The sequence below is a fragment of the Roseovarius sp. D0-M9 genome (assembly GCF_037083805.1).
In the GTDB taxonomy this organism is placed as follows: Bacteria; Pseudomonadota; Alphaproteobacteria; order Rhodobacterales; family Rhodobacteraceae; genus Roseovarius.
Genome location: NZ_JBAPKZ010000010.1, coordinates 30,310 through 57,183, shown reverse-complemented (window position 1 = coordinate 57,183; position 26,874 = coordinate 30,310). Strand labels below are relative to the sequence as shown.

23 protein-coding genes are annotated in these 26,874 nt (G+C 64.7%); 13 read left to right on the top strand and 10 right to left on the bottom strand.

Features of this window, described 5'->3' with window-relative positions:
• Positions 1–43: 43 nt before the first annotated feature.
• A complete protein-coding gene (locus tag V8352_RS08700) occupies positions 44–1,378 on the bottom strand; it encodes an ABC1 kinase family protein (protein WP_336423890.1) in 1,335 nt (444 codons plus the stop codon).
• Between the two features lie 63 nt (positions 1,379–1,441).
• On the bottom strand, positions 1,442–1,834 hold the full coding sequence (locus V8352_RS08695) for a thiol-disulfide oxidoreductase DCC family protein (protein ID WP_336423889.1): 393 nt from the start codon (positions 1,832–1,834) through the stop codon (positions 1,442–1,444).
• Between the two features lie 114 nt (positions 1,835–1,948).
• Here V8352_RS08695 and V8352_RS08690 point away from each other — a divergent pair, with 114 nt between their 5' ends.
• From V8352_RS08690 to V8352_RS08680, 3 genes are read left to right on the top strand one after another with little or no spacing between them, the layout of a single operon-like run.
• Positions 1,949–2,173, top strand: a complete 225-nt coding sequence (locus V8352_RS08690) for a hypothetical protein (RefSeq protein ID WP_336423888.1) — start codon at positions 1,949–1,951, stop codon at positions 2,171–2,173.
• A complete protein-coding gene (locus V8352_RS08685) occupies positions 2,170–2,766 on the top strand; it encodes a toxin-activating lysine-acyltransferase (protein ID WP_336423887.1) in 597 nt (198 codons plus the stop codon). The genes V8352_RS08690 and V8352_RS08685 overlap by 4 nt, the downstream gene beginning before the upstream one ends.
• Complete coding sequence (locus tag V8352_RS08680) at positions 2,766–3,749, top strand: Hint domain-containing protein (RefSeq protein ID WP_336423886.1); 984 nt, start codon at positions 2,766–2,768, stop codon at positions 3,747–3,749. Before V8352_RS08685 ends, V8352_RS08680 begins: the two co-directional genes overlap by 1 nt.
• Before the next feature lie 36 nt (positions 3,750–3,785).
• Here V8352_RS08680 and V8352_RS08675 read toward each other — a convergent pair whose 3' ends face one another.
• Positions 3,786–4,238 (bottom strand): nucleoside deaminase, encoded by a 453-nt coding sequence (locus V8352_RS08675; RefSeq protein WP_336423885.1) that lies wholly within the window; start codon positions 4,236–4,238, stop codon positions 3,786–3,788.
• Between the two features lie 75 nt (positions 4,239–4,313).
• On the opposite strand from V8352_RS08675, the gene V8352_RS08670 reads away from it, so the two are divergent.
• The 8 genes from V8352_RS08670 to dtd all read left to right on the top strand — a co-directional run bounded on the left by V8352_RS08670 (position 4,314) and on the right by dtd (position 12,012).
• Positions 4,314–5,510: a pseudouridine synthase gene (locus V8352_RS08670; RefSeq protein ID WP_336423884.1), complete on the top strand. Its 1,197-nt coding sequence runs from the start codon at positions 4,314–4,316 to the stop codon at positions 5,508–5,510.
• Positions 5,511–5,710: 200 nt separating this feature from the next.
• Positions 5,711–5,938, top strand: a complete 228-nt coding sequence (locus V8352_RS08665) for a hypothetical protein (RefSeq protein WP_336423883.1) — start codon at positions 5,711–5,713, stop codon at positions 5,936–5,938.
• A gap of 4 nt (positions 5,939–5,942) precedes the next feature.
• The gene (locus V8352_RS08660) at positions 5,943–6,848 is read left to right on the top strand and encodes a 5-bromo-4-chloroindolyl phosphate hydrolysis family protein (RefSeq protein ID WP_336423882.1); all 906 of its coding nucleotides are present in this window, start codon (positions 5,943–5,945) and stop codon (positions 6,846–6,848) included.
• Entirely contained in the window at positions 6,848–8,044 is a 1,197-nt protein-coding gene (locus tag V8352_RS08655) for a toxic anion resistance protein (RefSeq protein WP_336423881.1), read from the top strand. Before V8352_RS08660 ends, V8352_RS08655 begins: the two co-directional genes overlap by 1 nt.
• Positions 8,045–8,048: 4 nt before the next feature.
• The gene (locus tag V8352_RS08650; RefSeq protein ID WP_336423880.1) at positions 8,049–9,020 is read left to right on the top strand and encodes a DUF2927 domain-containing protein; all 972 of its coding nucleotides are present in this window, start codon (positions 8,049–8,051) and stop codon (positions 9,018–9,020) included.
• 130 nt (positions 9,021–9,150) lie between these two features.
• Positions 9,151–10,287: an SPFH domain-containing protein gene (locus tag V8352_RS08645; RefSeq protein ID WP_336423879.1), complete on the top strand. Its 1,137-nt coding sequence runs from the start codon at positions 9,151–9,153 to the stop codon at positions 10,285–10,287.
• An 89-nt stretch (positions 10,288–10,376) separates the two neighbouring features.
• On the top strand, positions 10,377–11,486 hold the full coding sequence (locus tag V8352_RS08640) for a TFIIB-type zinc finger domain-containing protein (RefSeq protein WP_336423878.1): 1,110 nt from the start codon (positions 10,377–10,379) through the stop codon (positions 11,484–11,486).
• Positions 11,487–11,574: 88 nt separating this feature from the next.
• Positions 11,575–12,012 (top strand): D-aminoacyl-tRNA deacylase, encoded by a 438-nt coding sequence (dtd, locus tag V8352_RS08635; protein WP_336423877.1) that lies wholly within the window; start codon positions 11,575–11,577, stop codon positions 12,010–12,012.
• A 34-nt stretch (positions 12,013–12,046) separates the two neighbouring features.
• On the opposite strand, the gene V8352_RS08630 is transcribed toward dtd, so the two are convergent.
• Genes V8352_RS08630 through V8352_RS08615 form a run of 4 tightly spaced genes read right to left on the bottom strand, consistent with a single transcriptional unit; the run spans position 12,047 to position 20,107 of the window.
• Positions 12,047–13,234 (bottom strand): HlyD family type I secretion periplasmic adaptor subunit, encoded by a 1,188-nt coding sequence (locus V8352_RS08630; protein WP_336423876.1) that lies wholly within the window; start codon positions 13,232–13,234, stop codon positions 12,047–12,049.
• Position 13,235: 1 nt separating this feature from the next.
• A complete protein-coding gene (locus V8352_RS08625; RefSeq protein WP_336423875.1) occupies positions 13,236–15,473 on the bottom strand; it encodes an ATP-binding cassette domain-containing protein in 2,238 nt (745 codons plus the stop codon).
• Positions 15,470–16,882 carry a TolC family protein gene (locus V8352_RS08620; protein WP_336423874.1) on the bottom strand — a complete coding sequence of 471 codons (1,413 nt, stop codon included), beginning with the start codon at positions 16,880–16,882 and terminating at the stop codon, positions 15,470–15,472. The genes V8352_RS08625 and V8352_RS08620 overlap by 4 nt, the downstream gene beginning before the upstream one ends.
• 15 nt (positions 16,883–16,897) lie before the next feature.
• Complete coding sequence (locus V8352_RS08615; protein WP_336423873.1) at positions 16,898–20,107, bottom strand: Ig-like domain-containing protein; 3,210 nt, start codon at positions 20,105–20,107, stop codon at positions 16,898–16,900.
• A 268-nt stretch (positions 20,108–20,375) separates the two neighbouring features.
• Between V8352_RS08615 and argE the strand changes: the two genes are divergently transcribed.
• A complete protein-coding gene (gene argE, locus V8352_RS08610; protein ID WP_336423872.1) occupies positions 20,376–21,596 on the top strand; it encodes an acetylornithine deacetylase in 1,221 nt (406 codons plus the stop codon).
• Positions 21,597–21,633: 37 nt separating this feature from the next.
• Here argE and trmB read toward each other — a convergent pair whose 3' ends face one another.
• On the bottom strand, positions 21,634–22,347 hold the full coding sequence (gene trmB / locus V8352_RS08605; RefSeq protein ID WP_336423871.1) for a tRNA (guanine(46)-N(7))-methyltransferase TrmB: 714 nt from the start codon (positions 22,345–22,347) through the stop codon (positions 21,634–21,636).
• A 154-nt stretch (positions 22,348–22,501) separates the two neighbouring features.
• Here trmB and V8352_RS08600 point away from each other — a divergent pair, with 154 nt between their 5' ends.
• Positions 22,502–23,959, top strand: coding sequence for an alpha/beta fold hydrolase (locus tag V8352_RS08600; protein ID WP_336423870.1), 1,458 nt, complete (start codon positions 22,502–22,504; stop codon positions 23,957–23,959).
• A gap of 57 nt (positions 23,960–24,016) precedes the next feature.
• On the opposite strand, the gene V8352_RS08595 is transcribed toward V8352_RS08600, so the two are convergent.
• Together V8352_RS08595 and metK are read right to left on the bottom strand one after the other, a co-directional pair.
• Positions 24,017–25,273 carry a M24 family metallopeptidase gene (locus tag V8352_RS08595; protein WP_336423869.1) on the bottom strand — a complete coding sequence of 419 codons (1,257 nt, stop codon included), beginning with the start codon at positions 25,271–25,273 and terminating at the stop codon, positions 24,017–24,019.
• Between the two features lie 404 nt (positions 25,274–25,677).
• Positions 25,678–26,874, bottom strand: a complete 1,197-nt coding sequence (metK, locus tag V8352_RS08590; protein WP_336423868.1) for a methionine adenosyltransferase — start codon at positions 26,872–26,874, stop codon at positions 25,678–25,680.

Below are 26,874 nucleotides of genomic sequence, written 5' to 3'. Positions count from 1 at the left end.
AATGTCCTATGTCAAAATTTCGCAGGTAATCTCAAGGTTATTCTCAGGCTGCGTCCGTGGTGCAATATGCCTCGATCATTGGGCGCAGCGCGACGCGTGCGCGCAGTTTGGCCGCCATCAGATACATGCCCCCGATCTTGCGATGCAAAAAGAGCGTTGCGGCGGGCGGCACATGGCTCAGCTCGCGATCATCGCCAATGGCGAGGCCCATTTTTCGCAGCTGTTCCAAGAGATCGCTGGTGCCGAAATCAAACGGCGTATCCTGCCGCAGTGGCGCCATCGCCGCCTCGAACATCGACTGGATCAGGTCGCGGTGATGCGGCGCGGTATCGGGGCCGAAATAGCCGATGCGTAGCATGGCCGCGCGCGTTTCGTCCGGGCCGCCTGTCAGGGCGACCCGTGCGAGAGCCCGGAAATCGCTGGCCAATTCCGGGGCGATTGGCTGCACCGCACCAAAATCCAGCAGCACGATGCGCCCCGTTTCGGCGCCATAGCGGTAGTTCGCCAGATTGGGGTCCGTCTGCATTGCGCCAAAAACGAAAAGCTCGCGCAGCACGAGGTCGATCAATGCGGCGGCCACCTTGTCGCGCACGGACTGCGGCGCATCGACGAGGCTCTCCAGCGGCGCGCCCGGCACATAGGTCATCGCCAGAACCTGAGGCGTGCAAAGCGCCTCGTGCAGTTCGGGCAGAACGAAGATTTCGGATCCGGCAAGCAGGCGACCAAACCGCGCAAGATGCTGCGCCTCGGCAAGGTAATCGGCCTCGGCGTGCAACTGGCGCTTGGCCTCGGCCATCAGGGGCGCCACATCCATGCCGCGCGGCAATATCCCCGGCACGCGCAAGAGCGTGGCCATATTGTCCACATCGCTGTCGATACTGGCGCGCACGCCGGGATATTGCACCTTGATCGCCAGATCACGCCCGTCTTTTGTGGTCGCGCGGTGGACCTGGCCGATCGAGGCCGCCGCAAAGGGGCGCACATCAAACCGGGCAAAGCGGCCATACCACCCCTCGCCCCACTCACCGTTCAGCGTGGTCTGAAGCTGTTTCGGAGGCATGTGGCGGGCATCGTCGCGCATCCGGCTCAGGATTTCCGTCAGCTCATCTGGCAGAACCAGCCCGGTGTCCATCGAAAGCATCTGCCCGAGTTTCAGCGCGGCGCCGCGCAGATGCGACAGCCCGCCGGTCAGCCGTGCCGTATTGGCCGGTGTCAGCAACAGTTGCGACATATCCGGCCGCCTGCCCGTCGCCAACGCGCGCATGCCGCCCACCGCGACACCGCCCGCGATGCCCGAGGCGATGCTGCCGAATTGAAACAGCCGCCGCGCCCGGCCCCTCGGCACCGCAGCACCGCTATCGTCGTCGTTTCTTGGCACACTTGCACTCCGTTCCCGCCCCAAGCTTCAAATGGCGCGCCTCGGCTGGAAATCGAGCATATTTCAGCGCTCCCCAACGGCCCGCGATTTGCGCAATCGGTGAAGATGCCAGCGATAGATCAGCGGCGCGAGAATGTAGTCATAGAGCAGCGCGGCGATCTGTCTGATGCCCGGCAGACCCACGATGCGGCCCAGCCAGCGATACTTGGGCATCTGCGCCCACAGAACCAGAAATGCCGGAATGCCCGAGTAGAGCGTGCCCTTGTGCAGCACATAGAGCCTGCGCGCCGCCGTATCGGCGTCGATCCCCCAAACGGCGCGCGCCTCGGAATTCAGATCGTCAAAGCGGATCGGCAAATCTTCTTGCACCGCATACTGCCTGTAGTGCTGCATCTCGAAATTGCAGACGGGGCAGCTGGCGTTGTAGAGCACGGATGTCTTTGGCTTTTCTGTCATGTCCAGCAATTAGCCCAGCGCACCCCGAAATCCAGCGGGCAGGATGCCGCAGCGGCGACACACGGTGCCAGAAGGAGCAGGCGCAGCCACTGGACGCAAGCGCACTCTTATCCAATGTTCAACTGGCTCATCTTTCAAGAAAACCTTGAAAATCAGGCCGTGATTGAAGTAAAAGAAAACCAAGACCGCAAAAACGCGGCGACACGAGCAGTTTTCAAAACCGGGCATGCATGGTCAGTTTGGTATCACCCGTTTTCAATGTTGAAGCGGGATATGGTAAGCCGTAGCTGGTGGACCGACCGCGCCGCTGCCTCACAGCCAGACAGGCCCTTCGGGTGAGCAAGCAAAATCAGGACTTCATGCGGGCCTCGATGCGTCATCTCGCAGCGCTGAGCCAAGCTGCGCGCAAAGGCGAGCGCAGCGAGCCCTTTCCGCAGGGCTGGTTCGACTGGCCGCAGGACATGCTGGCGGACTTGGGCGCGATGAGCTTTCTGGCCGCGCTCAGCCCCTTTCACCAAGCCCGCAGCCACGCGCAACTCTTCACCGATCTCGAACCGGCGCTCAGGCTGGGGCAATACCGCATATTCCGCAGCGATGGCCATCCGCGCGCGTTCGTCACATGGGCCGGCCTCGACCCCGAGGCCGAGCGGCGTCTGGCGCTGGAGCACCGCACACTGGAGCCACATCAATGGAACAGTGGCACGTCGAAATGGATCATTGATCTCGTCGCGCCCTTTGGCCATCTGGAGCAGGTGCTGGGCGTGCTGGCCCGCAAACCCGAGGTGCTGCGCGTGCGCACCTTATGGCACAACCGCGCCGGCACCCGGTACCGGGTCATCGAATGGACACGCGAGCAGGACGGCGCCCCCATTCAGCTGACATCCTATGGCGCCGGGCAGTTTGCGCGTCATCTCGATCGGGAGCATGCCTGATGGGCACCCCGACCATAGGCGGAGACACGACCGGATCCGTTCTGGAAGGCAGCGGCGTCATCGTCACCGGCGATCTGGACGATGTGGGCGTTCTTACCGGCAACAATGACGACATCTGGTCGATCAGCGGCAGCGCAGCATACGGCACGGCGACGATCAATCCCGCGACCGGCCTGTGGAGCTATGATCTGAACGACGACGATCCGGTGGTGAAGGCGCTTGATCCGGGCGATACGCTTACCGATGTGTTTACCGTCAGGATGCTGGATGCCGATGGCCGCAGTGATACCCAAGTGGTCACGATCACGATCAACGGCGCGGTCTGCTTTGCCGAGGGCACATTGATCGAGACCGAAGAGGGCCCCTGCCCGGTCGAGGATCTGACACCGGGGGACCGCATCATGACCGCCGACAGTGGCGCCCAGCCCCTGCGCTGGATCGGCGGCATGCGGCTCTCGGCGGCTGATCTGCGCGAGGATGAAACCCTCTGCCCGATCCTGATTGCCCCCGGTGCCCTCGGGCCCGGCTGCCCCACTGCCGCCCTTTCGGTCTCGCGCCAGCACCGCATGCTGGTGCGCAGCGCCGCGGCACATGGCGCCTTTGGCAGCGATGACGTGCTGATACCGGCCATCCGGCTGACATGCCTGCCGGGCATCAGCGTGGATCGTGACCGCGCGGGCGTCGCCTATTATCACCTGCTCTTCGACGCGCATCAGGTCATCTACGGCAATGGCGCCCCCAGCGAGAGCCTGCTGCTGGGGCCGGAGGCGCTGCGCACCCTGCCCTCGCAGAACCTGGCCGAGATCACCGCGCTCTTTCCCGAAGTCCTCGATGCCGATTTCGTCGCCCAGCCCGCGCGCAGGATCGTCAGATCCGGGCGGGTGATACGCCGCCAACTGTCGCTTCTGCGCGGGTTGAGCGAGGTTCGGGATGGGCAGTTCACCCTACGGTCCTTGCGTGCGGGCCGCGCGAAATGCGCGTAATCGCAGGCCAACCGGGCGCAGCCATCCTATGCACGTTCACCCGCGCCGCCAGGCAAAAAACGCCTTGAGCAGCGACTCGCAATCCTCTGCCGCGATACCGTCGTAAACCTCCGGCACGTGATGAGCCTGAGGATGCGCGAAAACCCGCGCGCCGTGCAGGACACCGCCCGATTTCGGATCGCTGGCGCCGAAATGCACCGCCTTGAGACGCGCGGCGGCGATGGCGGCCGCGCACATGGCGCAAGGCTCCAGCGTGACATAGAGCGTATGGCCCGCCAGCCGCTCGGACCCGGCGGCGGCGCAAGCAGCGCGGATGGCGAGGATCTCGGCATGGGCGGTGGGATCGCTCAACTCACGGGTGCGGTTGCCCGCCCGCGCCACCACCGCGCCGGACGCATCAAGGAGCACGGCGCCGACCGGCACTTCGCCGCGCGCGGCGGCGGCGCGCGCCTCGTCAAGGGCGGCATCCATATGGCTGGCAAAGCTCATCCGTCCCTTCTGCCATTCCGCGCGGCCAAGCGATAGACGCTTTCGCGAGCCGCCTCTATGCGCTATTGCCCCGCCATGAGCACAGATAATCCAAAATCCGGCACCCCGGACTCCGGCACCCCTCCGGGCGAGCGTATCGCCAAGGTCATCGCACGCGCGGGCGTCGCCAGCCGCCGTGAGGCCGAGCGCCTCATCGAGACCGGCTGCGTCACCGTGGACGGCAAGGTGATCAACAGCCCCGCCCTTAACGTGACGCCGCGCGACCGAATCACCGTCAACGGCAAGCCGCTGGCCCCGCCCGAGCCTGCGCGCCTCTGGCTTTATCACAAGCCCGTCGGCCTCGTGACTACCAACAGCGACGAGCAGGGCCGGCGCACGATCTTTGACGAATTGCCCGAGGATCTGCCCCGCGTGATGACCGTGGGCCGCCTCGACATCACGTCCGAGGGGCTGCTGCTGCTGACCAATGACGGCGGGATCAAGCGCAAGCTTGAGTTGCCGAGCACCGGCTGGCTGCGCAAATATCGCGTGCGCGTCAATGGCCGCCCGACCGAAGAGACCTTTGCGCCGCTGCGCGCGGGTCTGGTGCTGGACGGTGAGCGGTTTCAGCCGATGGCCGTCAGCCTCGACCGCCAGCAAGGCGCGAACGCCTGGGCGACGGTTGCCATCCGCGAGGGCCGCAACCGCGAAGTGCGCCGCGCGATGGAGGCCGTGGGCCTGACGGTCAACCGCCTGATCCGCGTCAGCTATGGCCCCTTCCAACTGGGAGAGCTGAAATCTGGCGCCGTCGAGGAAGTGCGCCCGCGCGTCATGCGCGATCAGCTGGGGATGGCAGCCGAAGCAGAGACCGCCCCCGATGCGCCCAAGGCGCGCCCACGTCGCAAACTGGCCTCGCTCGCGGGCAAGCCGGGGCCTGCAAAGCCCGAAGTGTCGCGCGGCGGCAGGGTCACCGGCAAACCCGGCACGCGCCCCGATGCGAAGCCCGCCGCAAAACCCGGCGCTCGGCCCGGACATAAACCCGGTGCGAAGCCCGGCGCAAAATCCAGTGCCAAGTTCGGCACGATGTTCAGCACGAAATCCGGTGCAAGGGCGGATGCGGACTCCGGCGAAAAACCAAGCGCACGGACCGGCGCATCACCCAAGGGCAAGCCTGCCTCGAAATTTGGCGGCAAACCCGGCACCAAGCCCTCGGGGCCCAAACCCCAAGGCAGCCGCAGCAGCGCCCCGCGCAAGCCCGGCCCCGGCGGCACAAGGCGGCGCAACCAGGACTGACGCCCGGCGCATTGCCCACCCGGCCCTCTTGCCCTCAAGAGTGAGGATGCCTGTCATGGCGCCTCGCCGGGCGATGACGGGTGCTGTCGCTCCAGCACGCCGCAATAGGCCGCCAGCAGAGGTTCCTGCCCGGTTGCCTCTGGTAACGGCGCTGTGCATCCCCTACGTTTTACAGGCGCAACACAGAATGGCGGCGATTGGTGGTACGGCTCTTGTTCTTTATCTTCTTGGCTCTTGCGGTGCTTGCACTGGCCGGGGCCGCTCTGAGCGCGCTGACGCGGGCCGCGCGCGAGGGGCATTCGGCTGCGCGGGATCTGGCACAAGATACCATCGGGAACACCAAGGGAAACGGTATGGAAAAAGTGAGTTTCACGGCACTGCTGCTCTTGATGCTGGGTGTGACCAGCGGCCTTCTGGGGGGGCTCTGAACGGATGGCGCAGCGCTTTGGCGGCAAGTTCAGCCCAGGCCATGACGGCAAGACCGGCGGCCGCAGTGGCGACCCGTCCGCACGCCCTCGAGTCGATCCCGTGGGGGCACGCGCGAATCTGATGTTCGTGCCTGCTGCCGTGGTCCTTTTTGCCTCGCTCAACAGCGGCGCGGCGGAACTGGCCGTGGGCGCGGTATCGGCGGCGGTGCTTGCCCTCTCGGCATGGCTCTTGCGGGGCGGCTTGCGCGCCGAGGCCGCCTATGCCGAGCGCAAGGTCGCCCGCTGCCCCGGTATCCCGCGCAAGCTCTTCTCCTCGACGCTGGCAGGGCTTGGCATCGCGCTGGCCGCATATCCCAGCGACGGCGTAACCGCCGCCGCGCTTTATGGCATCGTCACCGCCGGGCTGCATATCGCCGCCTTCGGAATTGATCCCTTTCGCGACAAGGGGATGGAGGGCATCGACACGTTCCAACAGGACCGCGTCGCACGCACCGTGCGCGAGGCCGAGACGCTGCTAACCCAGATGTCGGACGCCATCTCGCGCGCCCGCGACCGGCGGCTGGAAGAGCGGGTGGCGCAGTTTCAGGCGACCGTGCGCACCATGCTGCGCACCCTTGAGGACGATCCGCGCGACCTGAGCGCGGCGCGGCGCTATACCGGCGTCTATCTGATGGGCGCGCGCGACGCGACGATCCGCTTTGCCGATCTTTATTCGCGCAGCCAGGATGCGGCGGCCCGCGCCGATTATCTGGCCCTTCTGGACGATCTGGATCAGAATTTTTCCGCCAAGACGCAGAAGCTGCTAGAAAACGATCAAGGTGCGCTTGATATTGAAATCGGCGTGCTGCGTGACCGGCTTGAGCGCGAAGGCGTCCATTTGCCCCCATCCCCGACCCGAGAGGATCAATGATGCCCGAGAATGTTCGCCAAAAGGCCGAAGCCAGCCTTGCCGAAGTCACCGAAGTCAGCCAGCACATCCTGCCCGTCCCCAAGGACGCCAATGCTATCGTAACGCTCAAGGACGCAGACCAGCCCGCCAGTGCTGAAATCAAGAAGCGCATGGGAGAGATCGACATGGACGACACGCAGTCCATCGTCTCCTTTGGCTCCGCAGCGCAGGCCGAATTGCAGGAAATCTCGCAATCCATGCTTCAGGGCGTGCGCAACAAGGACGTCGGACCTGCCGGAGACAGCCTGCGCGGCATCGTCACCACGATTCGCGGGTTTTCCGTCAGCGAGCTGGACGTGCGCCGCGAGCGGTCGTGGTGGGAAAAGCTTCTGGGCCGCACCGCCCCCTTTGCCAAGTTCACCGCCCGCTTCGAGACGGTTCAGGCGCAGATCGACAAGGTCACCGACGATCTGCTGCGCCACGAACATGTCCTGCTGAAGGACATCAGATCGCTCGACATGCTCTATGACCGCACGCTGACCTTCTATGACGAGCTCGCGCTATACATCGCCGCTGGCGAGGAAAAGATCCGCATGCTGGACGAGAACGACATCCCCGCCAAGGAGGCCGAGGTCGATGCGGCGCCCGAGGACGATCAGGTGATGAAGGCGCAGGAGCTGCGCGACCTGCGTTCGGCCCGTGACGATCTGGAGCGGCGCGTGCACGACCTGAAACTGACGCGGCAGGTCACGATGCAATCGCTGCCGTCCATCCGCCTTGTGCAGGAAAACGACAAGAGCCTCGTCACAAAGATCAATTCGACCCTCGTCAACACCGTGCCCCTGTGGGAGACCCAGCTGGCCCAAGCCGTCACCATCCAGCGCAGCCGAGAGGCCGCCGAGGCCGTGCGCGGCGCGAATGATCTGACCAACGAGCTACTGACCGCCAATGCCGCCAACCTGCGCCAGAGCAACAAGGTCATCCGCGAAGAGATGGAACGCGGCGTCTTTGACATCGAGGCCGTGAAAAAGGCCAACGCCGATCTCATCGGCACCATTCAGGAGAGCCTGCAAATCGCAGACGAGGGCAAGGCACGCCGCGCCGCCGCCGAAGAGGACCTGCAAAAGATGGAGACCGAGCTGCGCGATACGCTCGCCTCGGCCAAGTCACGCAAGACCGGACTGGGCGATACCGTCGCCACGGCCACCAAGGGCTGAGGCGATGCGGACGGCCGGCTTCGCACGGGGACTGTTGGCAGCGGCAGGGATTGCCTCCCTTGCGGCCTGCACCGACACGCCCGCGCCGCCCACCGCCACGCCGCAGGCACGCCCTGCGACCCTGAAGCCGCCTGCCCCGGCCCCTGCCCCCGACCCCGGCCCGTCCGAGCGAAGCCAGAACTTGGCCGCCTATTACACCCGCGTCGAGGCCAGCCTGGTGGCGCAGGGCCTATTGCGCACGGATGGCGGCGGCCAGGACACGCCCTATACCGATACCGATCTGCTGCGCAATTTCGAGGCCATCGCCTTTCGGGACGAATACGCCCGAAACCGGGGGCTGATCCCAAGCAACGGCCGCGAGAGGGCCTTGCGCAAATGGACCGGGCCCGTACGAATGAGCGTCGAATTCGGCACCTCCGTGCCAGACGCAGAGCGGGACGCCGACCGGGCGCTGGTCAGGCGCTATGCCGCCCGCCTCGCCCGTGTCACCGGCCATCCGATCAGTGCCGGTGCGGGCGCGAACGCCAATTTCAACGTCCTCTTCATGGGCGAGGACGATCGCGATCAGGCAGCTGATCGGGTCCGAACCCTCGTGCCCAACATCAACCCCGCCTCGCTCGACCTCTTTCGCAGATTGCCGCGCTCGATCCATTGCCTCGTCATCGCCTTTTCGGACAATAACGACGATCACACCTACCGCCGCGCCATCGCCCTGATCCGCGCCGAGCATCCAAGCCTTTTGCGCAAATCCTGCGTTCACGAGGAGCTGGCGCAGGGCCTTGGCCTTGCCAATGACAGCCCGCGCGCGCGACCTTCGATCTTCAACGACGATGATGAATTCGCTCTGCTGACAAGACAGGACGAGGAACTGCTGCGCCTGCTCTACTCGCCGCGCCTGAAGCCGGGCATGAGTTTCGAGACCGCCCGTCCGATCCTGACCCAGCTCATCGCAGAGCAGCGCGGCGGGCCAAGTTGATCGCGGCCCAGTTGATCGGGGCCATGATGCTACGGAGCCAGCGACGCGCACAGCGCCCTTTCCAATTGGCACGCCCCTCCATACATGCTTGACTGACCTCAGCGACAAAACCGACGAAGGATAGAACGTCATGGGCATTTTCGACTTTCTGACCGGCGAATTCATCGACGTCATCCATTGGACAGACGACACCCGCGACACGATGGTCTGGCGGTTCCAGCGCGAAGGACATGAGATCAAATATGGCGCCAAGCTGACCGTGCGCGAGGGGCAGGCCGCAGTCTTCATCCACGAAGGTCAACTGGCCGATGTGTTCACTCCCGGTCTTTACATGCTCGAAACCAACAACATGCCGGTGATGACAACGCTTCAGCATTGGGATCACGGCTTCAGGAGTCCGTTCAAATCCGAAGTCTATTTCGTCAACACCGCACGGTTCAACGACCTGAAGTGGGGCACGAAAAACCCGATCATGCTGCGCGATCCGGAGTTCGGCCCAACACGGATCCGCGCCTTTGGCACCTATACCGTGCGCGTCAGCGACCCGGCCCTCTTCCTGAGCGAGATCGTCGGCACGGATGGCGAATTCACCAAGGACGAAATTACCTTCCAGATCCGCAATATCATCGTGCAGGAGTTCAGCCGCGCCATCGCCGCCTCGGGCATCCCGGTGCTCGACATGGCCGCCAACACGGCCGATCTGGGCAAGCTGGTGGCAGGCGCGATCAGCCCGACGGTGGCCGCCTACGGCCTCGCCATTCCCGAGCTATACATCGAGAACATCTCGCTGCCGCCCGCTGTCGAGAAGGCTCTGGACAAGCGGACCTCCATGGGCATCGCCGGCGATCTCAACAAATACGCCCAATATTCCACCGCCGAGGCAATGACGAGCGCCGCCAGCAACCCCTCCGGGGGCGGCGGCATGGGCGCTGGCCTCGGCATGGGAATGGGGATGGCCATGGCCCAGCAAATGGCGCGCCAACAGGACCAACAGCCACAGGAGGGACCGTGGGGCGCTCGGCCGTCAACGGCGCCCGCATCCCCGCCGCCGCCGCCCGCCCCCGAGAGGGTCTGGCATATCGCCGAGCATGGCGAGACGCGCGGCCCGTTCTCGCGCGCCGCGATGGGCCGCATGGCCTCCAAGGGCGAGCTGGCACGCGGCACGATGGTCTGGACCGCGGGACAGGACGGATGGCTGCCCGCCGAGGATATCGCCGAGCTGGCGCAACTCTTCACCGTTCTGCCGCCCCCGCCGCCGCCTGCCTGACGGGTCCTCGGGCCAAGCGCCGCTGATCGGCCCACCCTGCCCCAAGGCTTCATCTTGGCAAAAATACTCAAGCCCGCATCGGCCACGCAATGCACTCGTCCGACACTGAAGCGCCCCAGGATCCCCAGCACCGCTTTCCCTGCGACGCCTGCGGCGCAGACCTGCGTTTTGCGCCCGGCGGCGGCGCCCTGATCTGCGATCACTGCGGCAACCGTCAGGACATCGCAGGCCCCGGCCCATGGGACAACACGCTGAGCGAGCTTGATCTGGCCGCCGCGCTGGCGGCCCCGCGCGAAACGGGCGAGACCGAGGAAAAACCCCTCCTCTCCTGCCCGAGCTGCGGCGCCGAGGTCGCGCTGGCGGGCGAGGCGCATGCGGGCGAGTGCCCCTTTTGCGCAACGCCAATGGTCACTTGCACGGGCGATCGGCGGCGTTTCAAGCCGCGCGGCGTCTTGCCCTTCGCGCTGGATGAGCAAACCGCGCGGGCGGCCATGGCCGAATGGCTGGGCCAGCTCTGGTTCGCGCCCTCGGGGCTCAAGGACTACGCGCGCAAGGGGCGCAGGCTGAACGGCATCTATGTCCCCTACTGGACCTTCGATGCGGCCACACGCTCGGCCTATCGCGGCGAACGGGGCACAGTCTATTACGTGACGCGCACCGTCATGCGCGACGGCAAGCGCCAGACCATCCGCGTGCCCAAAGTGCGCTGGCGCAGCGTTTCGGGACGTGTTGCGCGCGCGTTCGACGATGTGCTCGTGCTGGCCTCGCACGCCCTGCCCAAACGCTACACCGATGCGCTGCCCCCTTGGGATCTGGCCGCATTGGAGCCCTATAACCCCGAATATCTCGCCGGCTTCGCCGCCGAGGCCTATACCGTCCCGCTCGAGCAGGGATACACCGAGGCGCGCGCACACATGGACGAGGTCATTGCGCGCGACGTCAAATTTGACATCGGCGGTGATCGACAGCGCATCCACGGGATCGAAACCGAGGTTTCGGATGCCTCGTTCAAGCATATCCTGCTGCCCGTCTGGATGGCCGCCTACAAGTATCGCGACGCCAGCTATCGCTTTGTGGTAAATGGCCGCACCGGCCGCGTCCAGGGCGAGCGGCCGTGGTCCGCATGGAAGATCGGCTTTGCCATCCTCATCGGCCTTCTGGTCGCTGGCGCCATCGGCTTCGTCGCCGCAACGCAATAGCCATCCGCACCACCGCGCAAGACATGCGGCCACGCTTGACGCTGCCGTGCCCCCATCGCAGCATCGCACAAAAAACAGGAGCAGGCCCATGCGCGCCCTCATTCAACGCGTCACGCAGGCTTCGGTCGAAGTCGATGGCGCTCTCGTCGGTCAGACCGGGCCTGGCCTCATGATCCTCATCTGCGCCATGGAAGGCGACGAGGATGCCAAGGCGCGCCAGATGGCTGCCAAGATCGCCAAGCTGCGGATCTTTCAGGATGACGCGGGCAAGATGAACCTGTCGCTGCGCGATACGGGCGGCAGCGCACTGGTTGTCAGCCAGTTCACACTGGCCGCCGATACACGCAGCGGCAATCGCCCCGGCTTTTCCACCGCCGCGCCGCCCGGCGAGGGCGAACGCCTCTACCATCTTTTCACCGAGGCCCTGCGCAACGAGGGCATTGCCTGCGAAACGGGCCGTTTCGGGGCGTCGATGCAGGTAGCGCTGGTAAATGACGGCCCGGTCACGATCTGGCTCGACGTCTGAAGCAGTGCCGCGCGTTTTTCGCGATAATTCGCCTCTACGGCTCGCGGAACGCCTCGCGCGATTTGTAGAGCGGCTTGAGCAGGTATTGCAGCACCGTCTTTTCGCCGGTGTGCAGCTCGATCTCGGCCTGCATGCCGGGGCGGATCGCGATGCTGGCCTGCCTCGGTGTGAGGTCGGTCATATCGACGCGCACCGTCACCTTGTAGTGCGGATCGCCGTCCGCCTCGCGCGCACGCTCGTCCTTGAACGTATCGGCCGATATGAAATCGACCGCGCCCTTGAGCGTGCCGTAGACCGTGTAATCATAGGCCGTCAGCTTGATCGTCGCCTCCTGACCCTTGCGCAGGCCCGCAATATCCTCGGGCGGCACGCGCGCCTCGACATATAGCTCCTCATCGAGCGGGGTGATCGACATGATCTCTTCGCCCGGACGCACGACGCCGCCGATGGTGGTCACGCTGAGATTGTTGACGACGCCCCGCATCGGGCTGACAAGGGTCGTCCGGTTCAACTGGTCCTGGCTCGACTTCAAATTCTGCTTGAGCGTCGCAAGCTCTTTCAGCGTTTCGGAGAATTCCTCCGCGCGCTCCAGTTCGGTCTGGGTGATGATCTCGTCATATCGCTTTTGCGCATCCGCATGTTCCTTGCGCGTGCGCGTCACCTCGATCAGCGCGACAATCTTGCGCGCCAGCATGGTCTCCATCAAGCCGCGCTCTTCGGCCGCCTGCACTAGAACGGCCTTCGCGCCTTCACTGCGCTTGACGAAATCGGCCTGCCGCGCCGCCAAGAGCGCGCGCTCGGAGGCCACCATGTCGGGCGTGCGCGCCGCCATGTCATCGGGCACGGCAAAATCGAACTGTCCGTCCAGCTCGGCCTCGAGGCGCAGACGCCGAATTTCAAGTGCGGTGATCTGATCGCGCAGGTCGGCGACGGATGACTTGAACTGCGTGCCATGCAGCCGTGCCAGAACATCGCCGCGCCGCACCACGTCGCCTTCCTGCACCAGAAGCTCGGACAGGATACCGCCTTCGAGGTTCTGGATGATCTGCGGGCGACTGGACGAGATGAACGCCCCTTGGGCGCGCACGATCTCATCCAGCCATGCAAAGGCAGCCCAAAGGATGAAGATGCACACAGATGCGGCGCAGAGCCAGATCGTCAGGGAGGGACCGCTGAGCCGCCGGGTCAGCTGGGCGTTGAGGGTCGTGCTGGACACTGCCATGCTACGCGCCTTCCTGAGCTGCGGCCAGATGCGCCAGCACCTGATCGCGCGGCCCATCGACGGCCATGCGTCCGTTTTGCAGGATCAACGTGCGCGTCGTCAGTTTCAGGATCGGCATCCGGTGCGTGGCAATGACCGCCGTGCGCCCGGCCAGCCATGTCTCAAGGCGGCTGACCAGCGTGCGCTCCAGCGTCTGGTCCAGCGCCGCCGTCGGCTCGTCCAGAAGGCAGACGCGGGGGTCTTGCAGCCACAGGCGCGCCCAGCCGACCGACTGGCGTTGCCCTTGACTCAGACCGCCCCCGCCATCGAGAATCTCGACATCGAGGCCCTTGGGGTGGCTGCGCACGAAATGGCCAAGACCCGCGAAATCCAGTGCCTGCATCAGGCGGGTGTCGTCGCGCTCCAGCAGGTTCAGGTTCAGGTTCTCGCGCAGCGTGCCGGTAAACAGGCGCACGTCCTGCCCCAGGTAGCCAATGCCGCGGCGCAGATCGCGCGGCTCGATCTGGCTCATATCGGTGCCGTCCAGCAGGATGCGCCCCCGGGAGGGCGGATAGAGGCCCGAAAGCAGCTTGAGCAGGGTCGACTTGCCCGACCCGTTGGTGCCCAGCACGGCCACCGCCTGCCCGGCGTTCAACTGGATCGCCGGAATGTCGAGCGTGGGAGCGCCCGCGTCATCATAGGCGAATTGCACCTCGCGCAACTCGAACGCGCCGACCAGCGTCTCGCGCCGCAGATAGCTGCGATCTTCGCTGCGGTCCTGCGGTGCATCTGCAATGGCATCCAGCCCGTCCAGCGCCGATTTGACGTTGCCCCAGCGCGCCATTGTGCCCGCGATCTGCGTCAGTGGGGCCAAGGTGCGAGAGGTCAGGATACTGACCGCGATGATCGAGCCGACCGTGAATTGCCCGGCGAACACGAGGTAAGTGCACATGATGATCGCGCCGATATAGGTGGCTTGCTGGATGCCCTGGCTCCAGAAGGTCAGCAGCGAGGCCAGCTTGCGCTGATCGCTGGACTTCAACGCGCTGAGTGTCGTCAGCTCGGTCCAGATGCGGCGAAACCGGTCCTCGGCGCGCTGGGTTTTCAGGGTGTCCAGCTCAAAGACGGCCTCGTGCAGCAATCGCGAGGATTTGGCCCCCGCGCCTTGGGTTTCTTGCGTCAGGCGGATCATCCTCTTTTGCAAGAAGAAGCCCGGCACGACCATGACAATGGCCCCGATGACGAGCACCCAGACGACATTTCCCGCGATACTGGTCACCAGAAGAAGAAATATCAAGATAAAGGGGATGTCGGCAATCGTGCCCACGGTGGAGGCGGTAAAGAATTCGCGGACCGCGCTGAATTCGCGCATCGAGCTGAAAAGGTGCGACGGCGCGCGGCTGGCCCGGTCCGAGCGCATGCCCAGGATCCGGTCCATCAGCAGACCCTGCACACCGACCTCGATCTGTCGCCCAGCCCCATCCATGAGGCGCGCGCGGGCGATTTTCAGGAAGGTTTCCATCATGAGCGCCAGCATCGCCCCAAAGGCGAGCACCCATAACGTTGCCTCGGACTGATGCGGGATCACGCGGTCATAAACTTGAAGGCTGAAGAGCGCGACAGCGACAGCAAGGATGTTCGCGACAAAGGATCCCAGCGCGATCTCGGCGAATTGGCGGCGAAAGGCGCGGAACTGGCCCCAGAACCAATGCGGCGCCTTCTCGGGCGCGACATGCGCGCGCGACAGCGTCTCGACGGGTGCCTCGGCGCGCACGATGATGCCTGTGAAATAGGGCTCGAACTCGGCCAGCGACACCTCGGCCCGGTTGTCGGCGCAGGTCGTGTCATAGATGGTCAGAATGTTCGCGCGCTGCGACAGCACCAACAGGAACTGGCCGCTGGTCATCTGCGCCAGTGCGGGCCAGTGATCGTCGGTGATACGAGGCACGCAGACCACTTCGGTCAGCATGTTGCACGCGGCCAGACCACCGGCCAGCGCCTCTGGCTGCACCGGACCGCTACCCAAACCGCCACTCTCGCTTTCGCGCTGCATGGCCTCCAGGACATCGCGCGCCTCGATGCGAACGCCGAGGATCGACGCATAGGTCGCAGCCAGTTTGGCGCGCACGGTGGCGCGGGCCTGCGCGTCGCTGCTGGCGGTATCCTCGCGCGGGGCGTTGGCGACGAGAGGGCGGCGCGTGGGCCCTTTGCCATGCGCGCTCCCGCTGGTGATGGTCAGGGAAACGGGCCCTTTGGTCAAATCCGGCTCCCGTCCGCCAAGAGGCCCAAGAGGCGTGCCGATTGCAGGCGCGCGCGGGCCAGCTCGTATTTCAGGCTGACACGGGCGCTCTCGCGCGCCGCGAAGGTCTCGTAGACGCCGACCACATCCATGACCTGACGCTGGCCGCTGTCATATTGCTCCTGAAAGAGATCGAGGTTGGCGCGGGCCTGCGCCGCCAGGCTGGCGGCCTCCCCCCTCTGGCGGTCCAGCGCAAGGATGCGCTGCTCCAGCCGCCGCAGGGCGCGCGCAGCATCCTCTTCGGCTTGCCGGGTCTTGCGTGCGGCGGCGTCCTTTTGCATCTCGATCGCGCGCAGGCTGTCGCCGGTGCCAAGGCCCAGAAGGCCCCCGCCCAGATTGATGCCGCCACCGTTGTCACTACCGACCGTGCCGCTGGCGGTGACACCGGGCAGAAGGCCCGCGCGCTCGGTCCGCGCTTCGGCGACGCTGCGGTCTTCTTCGGCCATGGCACGCAGTACCGACAGCGGGCGCGCGCCGGGGGCAATCTCTGGCAAATCGGCAAGGCCCATGATGCCGTCCACCGGGCTGGCCGCCATTGCGCTCAACTCGGCCAAGGCCGTCTGCTCGGCCTCCTCGGCCGAGGTCAGGCTGAGACGGATCTCGCCCAGCTTCTGGCCCAGCACGCTCAGGTCCGAGCGGTCCGAGACGCCGCCCTGAACGCGCTGCCGCATGATCCATTCAAACTGCGTCATGTCGCCCAGGGTGCGCGCATCCAGCGCCCTGCGCTCGCGCGCCTCGGCTGCATCAAGATAGAGCGACAGTCCGGTAAAGACCCGCGCATTGGTGTCATCGGCCAGATCGACCGCCGCCACCTCGACATCGGCCTTGGCAAAGGCGCGCTCGGCCTTGAGGCGGCCATGATCGAAGAGAACCTGCTCCAGCACGATATTGGTAACCACGTCGCTAAGGCTGGTCAGGCTGATGCTGGGGCCGATCTGCGGCAGCCAGTTCTTGGAGGCGGCTGTGGCGCGCAGGCGCGCTGCGCGCAATTCGGCCTCCGCCGTGCGGCTGTTGGCGGCCAGAACGGCGTCCGAGACAGCGGAATAAGAGCTGCCTTGTGGCAATATACTGCGCCTCGCCTGCAAGGCGGTGATGACAGGCGATGCCGCCGCCTCGCGCTCTGCCGGGGTCAAGCGGGGCGTACCCGCCGCATCGGTGGCCAGGCGCGAGACCTCATTGCCACCCCCGCCGCCAAGGCAGCCCGCCAGACCAAGCGCGCAGGCGCAGGCCAATGTCAGAGGGCGTCGGGCGCCAAGCGCCCTGCCGTTCACCTGCTTGCCCCTCATCCCCATCACACTGCCCGCCTTCTGTGTCGGTGCTCGTTTGGTGGCACCTGTCTTTTGCACGGCGCGGCCATCGCGGCGCGCCATGTGTCTGCTTGCGCCTCAGATCACGATGTTGGTGATCTCGTCATCAACCAGCACCTGGGCACTGTCGCCCAATGTGTAGATCGTATGCGCCTCGCCATCGACCATCGCCGCGCCGCCGCGCGCCGCGCCCAGCATGGTGACACGGTCATCCGAGCCGCCATGCACGACCAGCGTGTCGGAGGTCTCGGACAGGCGCGTGACGATATCCTCGGTCAGCGTCAGCTTGCTTTGATCGCCAAAGTTGAGGTCAATCGCCTCGATCTGCAAACCGTGCAGGCCGGGGTTCGAGATGTTGACGATATCCGTGTCGGTCTCGTCAAGCACCACATAGGTGCTCGATGCGTTGCCCGCCGCATCGGTGCTGGTGACGATCAACTGCGAGCCGTCGGGAATGCTCTGAGGGCGGCCTGCCGCATCGAGAAAGTGATAATCCGTCTCGCCAAGGAAAGCATCGGCGCTTTCATGGACCGCCGCCTCCGAGATACTGCCATCGCGCCCCACGTGATGGATCACCACCGCCTCCTCGGGTGTCTCCAGCGTGACCGAGCGATATCCGCCGCCCTCGCGGAAATATCCGACGATATCAGGATGATCCGGCACAATCGTGTCTATGGTCAGCGTGTCTTCGACCGAAGTGACATTGCGCGCCGCATCCGTGGCGATGACGGTCATGGCGTAGGTCTGATCGGCGGACGGGATGTCTGCCGCCGGAATATCGACACTCCAGTCGCCATTGGCCGCGACAGTCGCATCATAGCTGCGGCCCAGAACATCCACCTGAACGGTCGAGCCTGGCTCGACCGTGCCGGTCACGGTAACGCCGTCTTTCGCCTCAACCGCGTTGACGACTGTGTCGGTGCCGAAAAGATCCTCGGCGCGGGTCAATTCGTCGACGAAAGTGTCCACCTTCACGATGCTGTCGATCCGCGAGACGTTGCCTGCATCATCGCGCACGCCGACCGTGATGTCGGCGTCATACTGCCCGCCCCGGATGCTGCCACCCTCAAACCGGGCGATCCACGTGCCTGCCGCGTCATCAACCACTGCCGGGCGCATCACGCCGTCAATGGTGACCGAAACCGTTGAGCCCGGCTCAATCGTGCCGGTGACGTCAAAGCCCGATCCCGCGACCGCGCTGTTGATGACCGATACGCCGTCGGTTCCCACGACGAGGTTGGGGGGCGTCAGGTTCAGGTTGTCGACCTGCGTGTCGACATGAACCGTCGCATCGACGCGCGCACTGTTGCCTGCAGCATCGGTGATCGAGGCCCAGACATCGGGAGTATGGTCACCTTGCGCGATCTCGGACTGCTGGTAGGTGGTTTGCCAGACGTTGCCAGGCCCTGCGGTGACCTGATGACGCACGCCATCCAGAACCACGGTGACCAGCATACCCTCGGGCGCCTGCCCGGTGACCAGCACGCCCGCCCGCGCCTCATCGAAGTTGATGACGCCATCGCCGCCAATCGCATCCGAATTCAGCGTCAAATGACCTGCCTCGGTATCGATATCGACAGGCGTCGTGATGATCTGCCGGTTGCCCGCCAGATCGAACGCGGTCGCTGTCATCGTCTCGATCCGCGTGCCTGTGGGGATCTGGTTTGCGGCAAAGCTTGCGATCCAGTCGCCATTGGCTGCGACATCGGCCTGCACCGTGTGTTCGGCCAAGGTGACTTCGACGCGCATCCCCGGCTCACCGGTGCCGCCCACCGTGATGCCATCGCGCGCCTCGGCCGCGTTGATTACGCCGTCGGCACCGCCAATTGTGCCTGCCTGGGCAAAGTTCTCGACCAGCGTATCGATCCGGATTGGGCCGGTCACGCTGTTCACGTTGCCTGCCGCGTCCGTGCTGGTCGCGGTAGCATCCATGGTGTATTGACCGCTGGCCAGACCGCTGCCGTCGAAAATGGCGATCCACCTGCCCGCGTCGCTGGCCGTGACGGTCTGCGTTTCGCCGTTGAATTCCAGGGCGACTTCGGCGCCGGGCGTTGCCGTTCCGGTCAGATCGATACCTGCCCGCGCCTCGTCGCCATTGACGATGCCGTCGCCCTCGATCGTGTTGAAGTCGATGCCGATCTGGTTGGGAATGGTGTCAATCTGCACGCCATCGGTGATGGGTGTGGTATTGCCCGCCGCATCGGTGGCAGTGATCTGCACGTCTGCCACACGCTCGCCGCCCTCGAGCGTTCCGGGCCCATAGCCCACGCTCCAGTTGCCGTCCGCGTCCACGACAGTCTCGCGCACGGCACCATCGACGGTGACCACGACAGTCGCACCAACCTCGCCCGAGCCCGAAATGTCGACGCCGTTCTCGAAATCCTCGGCGTTGAAGATATCGCCCGAGCCGACCGTGCCTTGGGTCACATCAGCGGCGGGGGGCGTGGTGTCGATGACAATGGTCGGTCCCGTCAGATCGGTCTCGGTCCCGTCTGGTTCGGTCACGATGACGACGACTTCATGCTCGCCGTCCTGCGGGAAGCTGTCACCCTCGAAGATGACCTCCCACCTGCCATCCTCACCGGATGTGGTCTCTTGGGTCTGGTCACCGATGGTGACCTCAACGTTCGATCCCCGCTCGGCGGTGCCACGGATGATGATGGGACTGTTCGTGCCATCGACACCATCACCGCCCAACGTGATGTTCGTGTCCTGATCCACGGTCGGGGGTGTGCGCACCGGGCCAGCAAAGCCGCCGCCACCTTCACCGCCGCCAATGAGCGCACCGCCCGCGACCACCGCCGCTCCGGCAGCACCCGCGCCCCAGAGGGAGGCCCCACCCAGCCCCAGAAGCCCGGCGCCCAGCATCGTCGATGCTTCTTCTTCGCCGGTGCCGACGCCCACGCTGGCAACCTCGGCTCCGTCCAGAAAGATCAGATCGTCCGATCGGCTCCACTTGCTCCACTCTGACGTGGGGCCGTATTGAGCATAAATCTCTCCGCCGGCGTCCTCGCTCAGCGTGACCTCGTTGAGATAGCCATCCGCGCTGATGAACAGCCGGGCGCCCGCCCCGAAGTAGCCGCCCAGCACGATGACACGCCCGTCGGCAAGCGTGATCTCGAGATCATTGCCAATGCGTTCATAGCCGCGAATATCGCTCTGCCGCAAATTCAGGGAAATTTCGCTGGCACCTGCGGTGTCGATCACCGAAGTTTGCCCAGCATCCAACACAATACCACGCTCGGAGCTGCCCGCAGCTGTGCGGGCAACGAAATCAATCGCATTCATATAAATACCACTCTTCCTCAAATGCGGCGCTTTGGCCTGCTTATCAATCATGCCCCAGTTATGATCCGGAGCTATGACCTTTAATTGCCTCTCTTTTAGCCAGCTTTTGCCACATTCTCTAGAATTTTTTCACCCTTCCGTGAATTTCACCGAAGTTGGGGGAATCGAGCGCGACAGACGTGATTTTGTCTAACTGCAAAAGGGTGTTGCCACTTATAAATTGCAGCAATACGGCAACACTTGGCACGCAGACGCCGGCGTGCCACAGATGGGTTCAGCGCAGCGCGCCCATGCCCCACTCTTGCCAAAGGACGCCTTCGATTTGCACCACTCGCTCGATGACACCCTCTTGCTTTTGCGCACGTTGATTGGCTTTCCAACCGTCTCGCAGGACAGCAACCTTGATATGATCGACTACCTCGCCGCCCGTCTGGAGGCGTCGGGCGCACGGGTCGAGGTGATGCAGGACGCAGCAGGCGCCAAGGCGAACCTCTTTGCCACCATCGGCCCCGAGGGCGACGGCGGCATCGTCCTGTCGGGCCACAGCGACGTGGTGCCCGTGGCCGATCAGGAATGGGCCACGGACCCCTTCATGATGCACGAAGAGGAGGACAAGCTCTATGGGCGAGGTGCCTGCGACATGAAGGGCTTCATCGCCGCAGCCGTGGCCATGGCGCCGACCTTTGCCCAACGCGTCGGGCGCAGGCCCCTGCATTTCTCGTTCACCTATGACGAAGAAACCGGCTGCGTCGGGGCGCGCGATCTGGCAGCGACACTGACGGCCCGCGGCCTCAAACCTGCGGTCGCCCTGATCGGCGAGCCGACGATGATGCGCGTGATCGAGGGCCACAAGGGCTGCTGCGAATACACTACGCGGTTCTCGGGGCTTGCGGGGCACGGCTCGGGGCCGGACTGGGGCGTCAATGCGGTGGAATATGCCGCACTCTTCGTGGCGCGCCTTCTGGCCCTCAAGGACACGCTGAAGGGGCGCGCGCCCGCACATAGCCGCTTTGATCCGCCGTGGACGACGATCAACACCGGTGCGCTGGTGGGGGGCGTGGCGCATAACGTCATCCCATCGACCGCGCAGGTCGATTGGGAGATGCGCCCTGTCCAGCCGTCGGATTTTTCCCTCGTCAAGGATGATCTTGCCCACTACTGCGCCGATGTCCTGCTGCCTGCGATGCGCGCCGTCTATCCCGAGGCCGACATACAGACCGAAACCATCGGCGAGGTCGAGGGCCTTATCCCGGCCGAAGTATCGGAGGCCCGCGATATCATGATGGAGCTGACCGGAACGAACGATGCTGATGTCGTCCCCTTCGGCACAGAGGCGGGCATTTTCCAGACGATGGGCATGTCGGCCATCCTCTGCGGTCCCGGCTCGATCGAGCAGGCGCACAAGGCCGATGAGTTCGTCAGCCTCGACCAGTTGACGCAATGCCTTGGCATGCTCGACCGGCTGAGCCTGAAAATGCTGGATTACTGAAAGCGCCTTGTTGCGAGGCGCCCAGATTACTGGCGGCTCAGAGCCGGCGGAATCGCAGGTAATGCGGCACGCGCCCCTCGCGCAGTGCCTTTTGCTCGTAGCGCGTCGGGATCCAGCCATCCCAGGGCTTGCGCCAGTCCTGCGGCGTTTGCGCCAGCCAGTCAAAGCCGCAGCGCGGCACTTCTTCCAACGTTTGGCGCACGTAATCCTCGATATCGGTCGCCACGCGCAACTCGGCCCCCGGCCGCATCGCGCGCGCCAGCGGGGCCAGATGCTCTTCGGTCACGAAACGGCGGCGATGGTGCCGTGCCTTGGGCCAAGGATCGGGATAGAGCAGATAGGCCCGCGCCACGGACGCCTCGGGCAGCACGTCGAAGAGATCGCGGGCGTCGCCGGGATGCACCCTCACGTTGGGCGCGGGCGTCTTGCGCAGCTTGGTCAGCAGCATGGCCACGCCGTTCAGATACGGCTCGCAGCCGATCAGACCCACATCCGGCTCGGCCTGCGCGATGTGCACCAGATGCTCGCCCCCGCCAAAGCCGATCTCGAGCCACAGATCCCGCCCGCCGAAGAGCGTGGCGACATCCAGCTCCTTTCGGTCAGGATTCACATCCCAGCCAATGGCGCCCGGTGAGAGCCCCTCAAGGTCCGCATCCAAGACCTCTTCTTGCGTCTTGCGCAGCGCCTTGCCCTTGAAGCGGCCATAGAAGTTGCGCCAGGGCGCGCCCGAGGGATGTTTGTCCATGATCATGGCTGCAGCCTCTAGCCCGCGCAGCCGCTGGGCGCAAGATCGCCCGACACCAAGAGGCCCGCTGTGTCTCCGCAAAGCGCCCGCGCCCCAAGTCTCCCTTCCCGCGCACTGGCTGCACACTATAAAGGAGGCAATGAGACGTCTTTGCACCAGAATGGTTCTTGTTGCGGTCGTGGCCAGCCTCTTGGCCGCAGTTTCGGCGGCGTGGCTGGAACATCAGCGCAGTGGGCACGCGGTTGAAGAGCGGTGGATGGCATCCTCGCCGGTCACCCTGTGGCGCCCGGCAGATGCTGGCGCGGCGCCACTTGTCGTGATCGCGCATGGATACGCAGGATCGCGCCAGATGATGCAACCGCTGGCCATCACGCTCGCACGATCCGGGTTTGTGGTGGCAACCTTCGACTTTCACGGCCACGGACGTCATCCCGAGCCGATGGACCGCGACGTCTCATCGCTCGATGGCACGACGGCGCAGCTCGTCGATCAGACCGTGGCGGTGACCCGCGCGGCCCAAGGCCTGCCGGGTGTGTCGGGGCCGGTCGCGCTTTTGGGGCATTCAATGGCCACCGATATCGTGATCCGTGCCTCGGCCGAATTGGACGATGTCGCGGCGGTGGTCGCAATATCGATGTATTCGGACGCGGTCGATGCGCAATTTCCCGAAAATCTGCTGATGATCTCGGGCGCCCGCGAGGGACGGCTGCGCGAGGTGGCCCTCGACCGGCTGAACCAGATCGACCCAGAGGCCGAGGAAGGCGACACGGCCACCTCGGGTGACGTTACCCGGCGCGCCGTTGCCGCGCCGCGCGTCGGCCATGTCGGCGTCCTCTACAGCCCTGCCGCCCTTGCCGAGACGCGAGACTGGATCGCAGACGCAATGGGCCATCAGCCAGCCGCATCTGCGATCCCCCGGCTCGGGCCTTGGCTCGCCCTGATGCTCGCTGCGCTTGTCGCGCTGGCATGGCCGCTCGCGGGCCTTTTGGGACGCGCGACCCCGGCAGAGAGCCGCCGCTGGTCCAGCGCGCTTGTCCCCCTCGCGGCGCCCATCCTGCCGGCCTTGGCAGCGGCGGTATTCTTGCCGACAGGCGCCCTTGGCCTCAGCGCTTTTGGCGCGCTCGCCGCGTTCTTCGGCCTCTGGGGCGCGGTTCAGTTGATCGTGCTCTGGCGGGCCGGATTGCGACCGGATCCCAGGATCAGCGCATCCGGGCTGATGCTCCTGCTGCTCTGGGGGCTTGGCCTCTTTGCGCTCGCGCTCGACCGATACGGGGCGGCCTTCCTGCCCACGGGGCCGCGCCTTGAGGTCATGGGGCTGCTCATGCTCGGGACTGTGCCCTTTTGCATGGCCGACGCGATGCTGACGCGGGGGCTGGGCTGGCTGCCGCGTCTGGTGGCGCGCGTCCTGCCGCTGGCGGTCTTGCTGGGTGCTATGCTGCTGATGCCGCGCCTTGGGATCGCCTTTACCGTCCTGCCGGTCATGGTGCTTTTCTGGTGCGTCTACGGTCTCGCAGGGCGCTGGGTCTCCGCGCGCGCAGGCCCCTCGACATCGGGGCTTGCCCTTGGGCTGATCCTTGCATGGGCCATCGCCGCCAGCACGCCGCTGGTCGCCTCGTAACGTAGCGGCCCACCAACACCGGCGACCCGCTGGCGCAGCTCGCCGGACGGATGCCGCCTATCGCAGCAGCTCTTCCTCGAACGGGAAACGCGACAGCAGCTCGATGCCAGCCTCGGTCACAAGCACCTGCTGCTCCAGCTTCACACCCTCCGAGCCGCCCGCCGCACCGATGTAGCTTTCGACGCAGAGGGTCATGCCCGGCAGGATCTCACCATCATAGCCCGCATCGGGGAAATCGCCGCGATGATACAGATATGGATACTCTCCCGTCATCCCGCAGCCATGGGCCGACAGGTAATAGCGGTTCTGATAATATTGATCCGGGATGTCCCAGGCACGATCGGCATAGTCGCGAAAGCTCATGCCTGCCTTCAGAATGCTCATGTTGTGCTCTACCTGCTCATACGCGACCTTGTAGAGATCTCGCTGCACCTCGGTCGGTTTGCCCGGCCCCGAATGAAAGGTGCGCGAAAAGTCGGAATAATACCCGTGGCAGCCCACCACGTCGGTATCGAGCGCGATCAACTCGTTCACGCCGATCACATTGCTGGACGTCTCCTGAAACCACGGGTTCGAGCGTTGCCCTGCATTCAGCAGCCGCGTCTCACAGTAATCTGCATTCTGCGCGATCACCGACTGATGAAGAACAGACCAAAGCTCGTTCTCCGTCATGCCCGGACGGATTGCGGCGCGCAACTTCTCTACGCCAGCCTCAGTGGCCCGAAGCGAGGCATTGATGCACTTCATTTCCTCAGCTGATTTGATCGCCCGCGCCATTTCCACAGGCTGCTGTGCATCGACGATGGTCAGCCCGCAGTCCTTGAGGGCAATCGCCGTGCCTGCGTTGAGCCGCTCAATGCCAAGGGTTGCGCCAGCGCCGACCAGTTCGGTGATGAGATCCGTCATTTCAGCGGCCCACGCCTTTTCGCGCAGCGCAATGTCCGGCCCCGCCGCGACAAAGCTCGCGGTCTTGGAGGGACGGACCTCGTCGATGGTCTCGTACCCCTCTCCAAGGTGAAGGCAGCCCGTGAACTCGAAGAGGATGGATTTGTCGGCCGTCAGGAGCAGATAGCGCGACGGTGCGTTTCGCTGGCAGAATACCTGCATGTTGCGTGCGCCCGTCGCATAGCGGATGTTGATCGGGTCCGACAGGATCAACGCATCGACGCCATAGCGCTCCATCTCGCGGCGAACGCGCCCTAGCCGATAGAGACGGACGGATTTGAGGTCGATGCCTTCGCTCTCGGGGGCGCGGTCCAACAGGGCGATCCCCGTCAGATCACTGCGCTCCGCGTGCCAATCAAAATTCGCCATGTCATGCGCTCCTGCGTTGTGCGGCCAACCTGTGGCAAAAGATCAGACGAGTAAACACATGGATTGAGGCCTGCGGGCCAATGCCACAGCTTCGAGGAGCTTTCGTAGATCAGCTGCCTGCGCCGCGTCCTTCCCTGCCCCAACGCGGCGACCGGCCCCCCGCCCCGGATGAGCGAAAATCATCTCGCTGTTTCAGCCACTCAGAAAACCTGAAGCAGCTGAGCTCTGTCATTCCAGCCCGCCGAAACCTCCCCCGGTGGAGAGTTTCGAGCACCCTGCCCGACCAAGGGCGGCGCAGCGGTCATGTTGCAGATCAAGCTCGCAAAATGCGCAGCGGCGGCCCCGCCAAGGGCCGCCGCCTTAGAAACCGGCATGCGCGTCAGCGCATTCCGCTTGGCTTATGTTCAGACGCAGGCTTTCAGGCGGTCCACCAGATCCGTGCGCTCCCAGCTGAAGCCGCCATCGGCCTCGGGCGCGCGGCCAAAGTGGCCGTAAGCCGCCGTGCGCTGATAGATCGCCTGATTAAGCGACAGATGCTCGCGTATCCCCCGCGGGCTGAGGTCCATGCATTCCCGGATCGCCCGTTCGATGGCGGCAGGATCGACTTCGCCGGTCTGATGCGTGTCAGCATAGATCGACAATGGGGTCGAGACGCCAATCGCATAGCTGAGCTGGATCGTGCATTTCTTGGCCATGCCTGCGGCGACAACGTTCTTGGCCAGATAGCGCGCGGCATAGGCGGCCGAGCGATCGACCTTGGTCGGATCCTTGCCCGAAAACGCGCCGCCACCATGGGGCGCGGCGCCACCGTAGGTGTCGACGATGATCTTGCGCCCGGTCAGGCCCGCATCGCCATCGGGGCCGCCAATCACGAAAACGCCTGTCGGGTTCACATGCCAGACCGTTTCATCGCGCAGCCAGCCATCGGGCAGAACTTCGCGGATGTAGGGCTCGACAATGTCGCGCACGTCGCCGGGGGTCAGCTCCTTGCCGCTCTGGTCCTCGCGTTCGTGCTGGGTGCTGAGCACGACCGAGCTGATATGCGACGGCTTGCCGTTCTCGTAGACGACCGACAGCTGGCTCTTCGCGTCGGGCAACAGCAACGGCTCGGTGCCATCCTTGCGCACCTCGGCAAGGCGCCGCAGGATCGCATGGCTGAACTGGATCGGCGCTGGCATCAGCTCTTCGGTTTCGGTCGTGGCATAACCGAACATGATGCCCTGATCGCCCGCGCCCTCATCCTTGTTGCCCGCGGCATCCACGCCTTGGGCGATGTCAGCGGACTGCGCATGCAGAAGGTTCGTGACCTCCAGCGTCTTCCAGTGAAACTTGTCCTGCTCGTAGCCGATATCGCGCACGCAGTCCCGCACGATGCCGTTCATGCTGTCGCGCAGCTTGATCAGCTTGTCCTCATCGCGCAGGCGCACTTCGCCTCCGATCACGACACGGTTGGTGGTGGCAAATGTCTCGGCGGCGACGCGCGCCTCCGGCTCTTCGGTCAGAAACGCGTCGAGGATCGCGTCTGAAATCCGGTCGCACACCTTGTCGGGGTGCCCTTCCGAGACGGACTCGGAGGTCAGTGTATAGTTCTGTCGTGACAT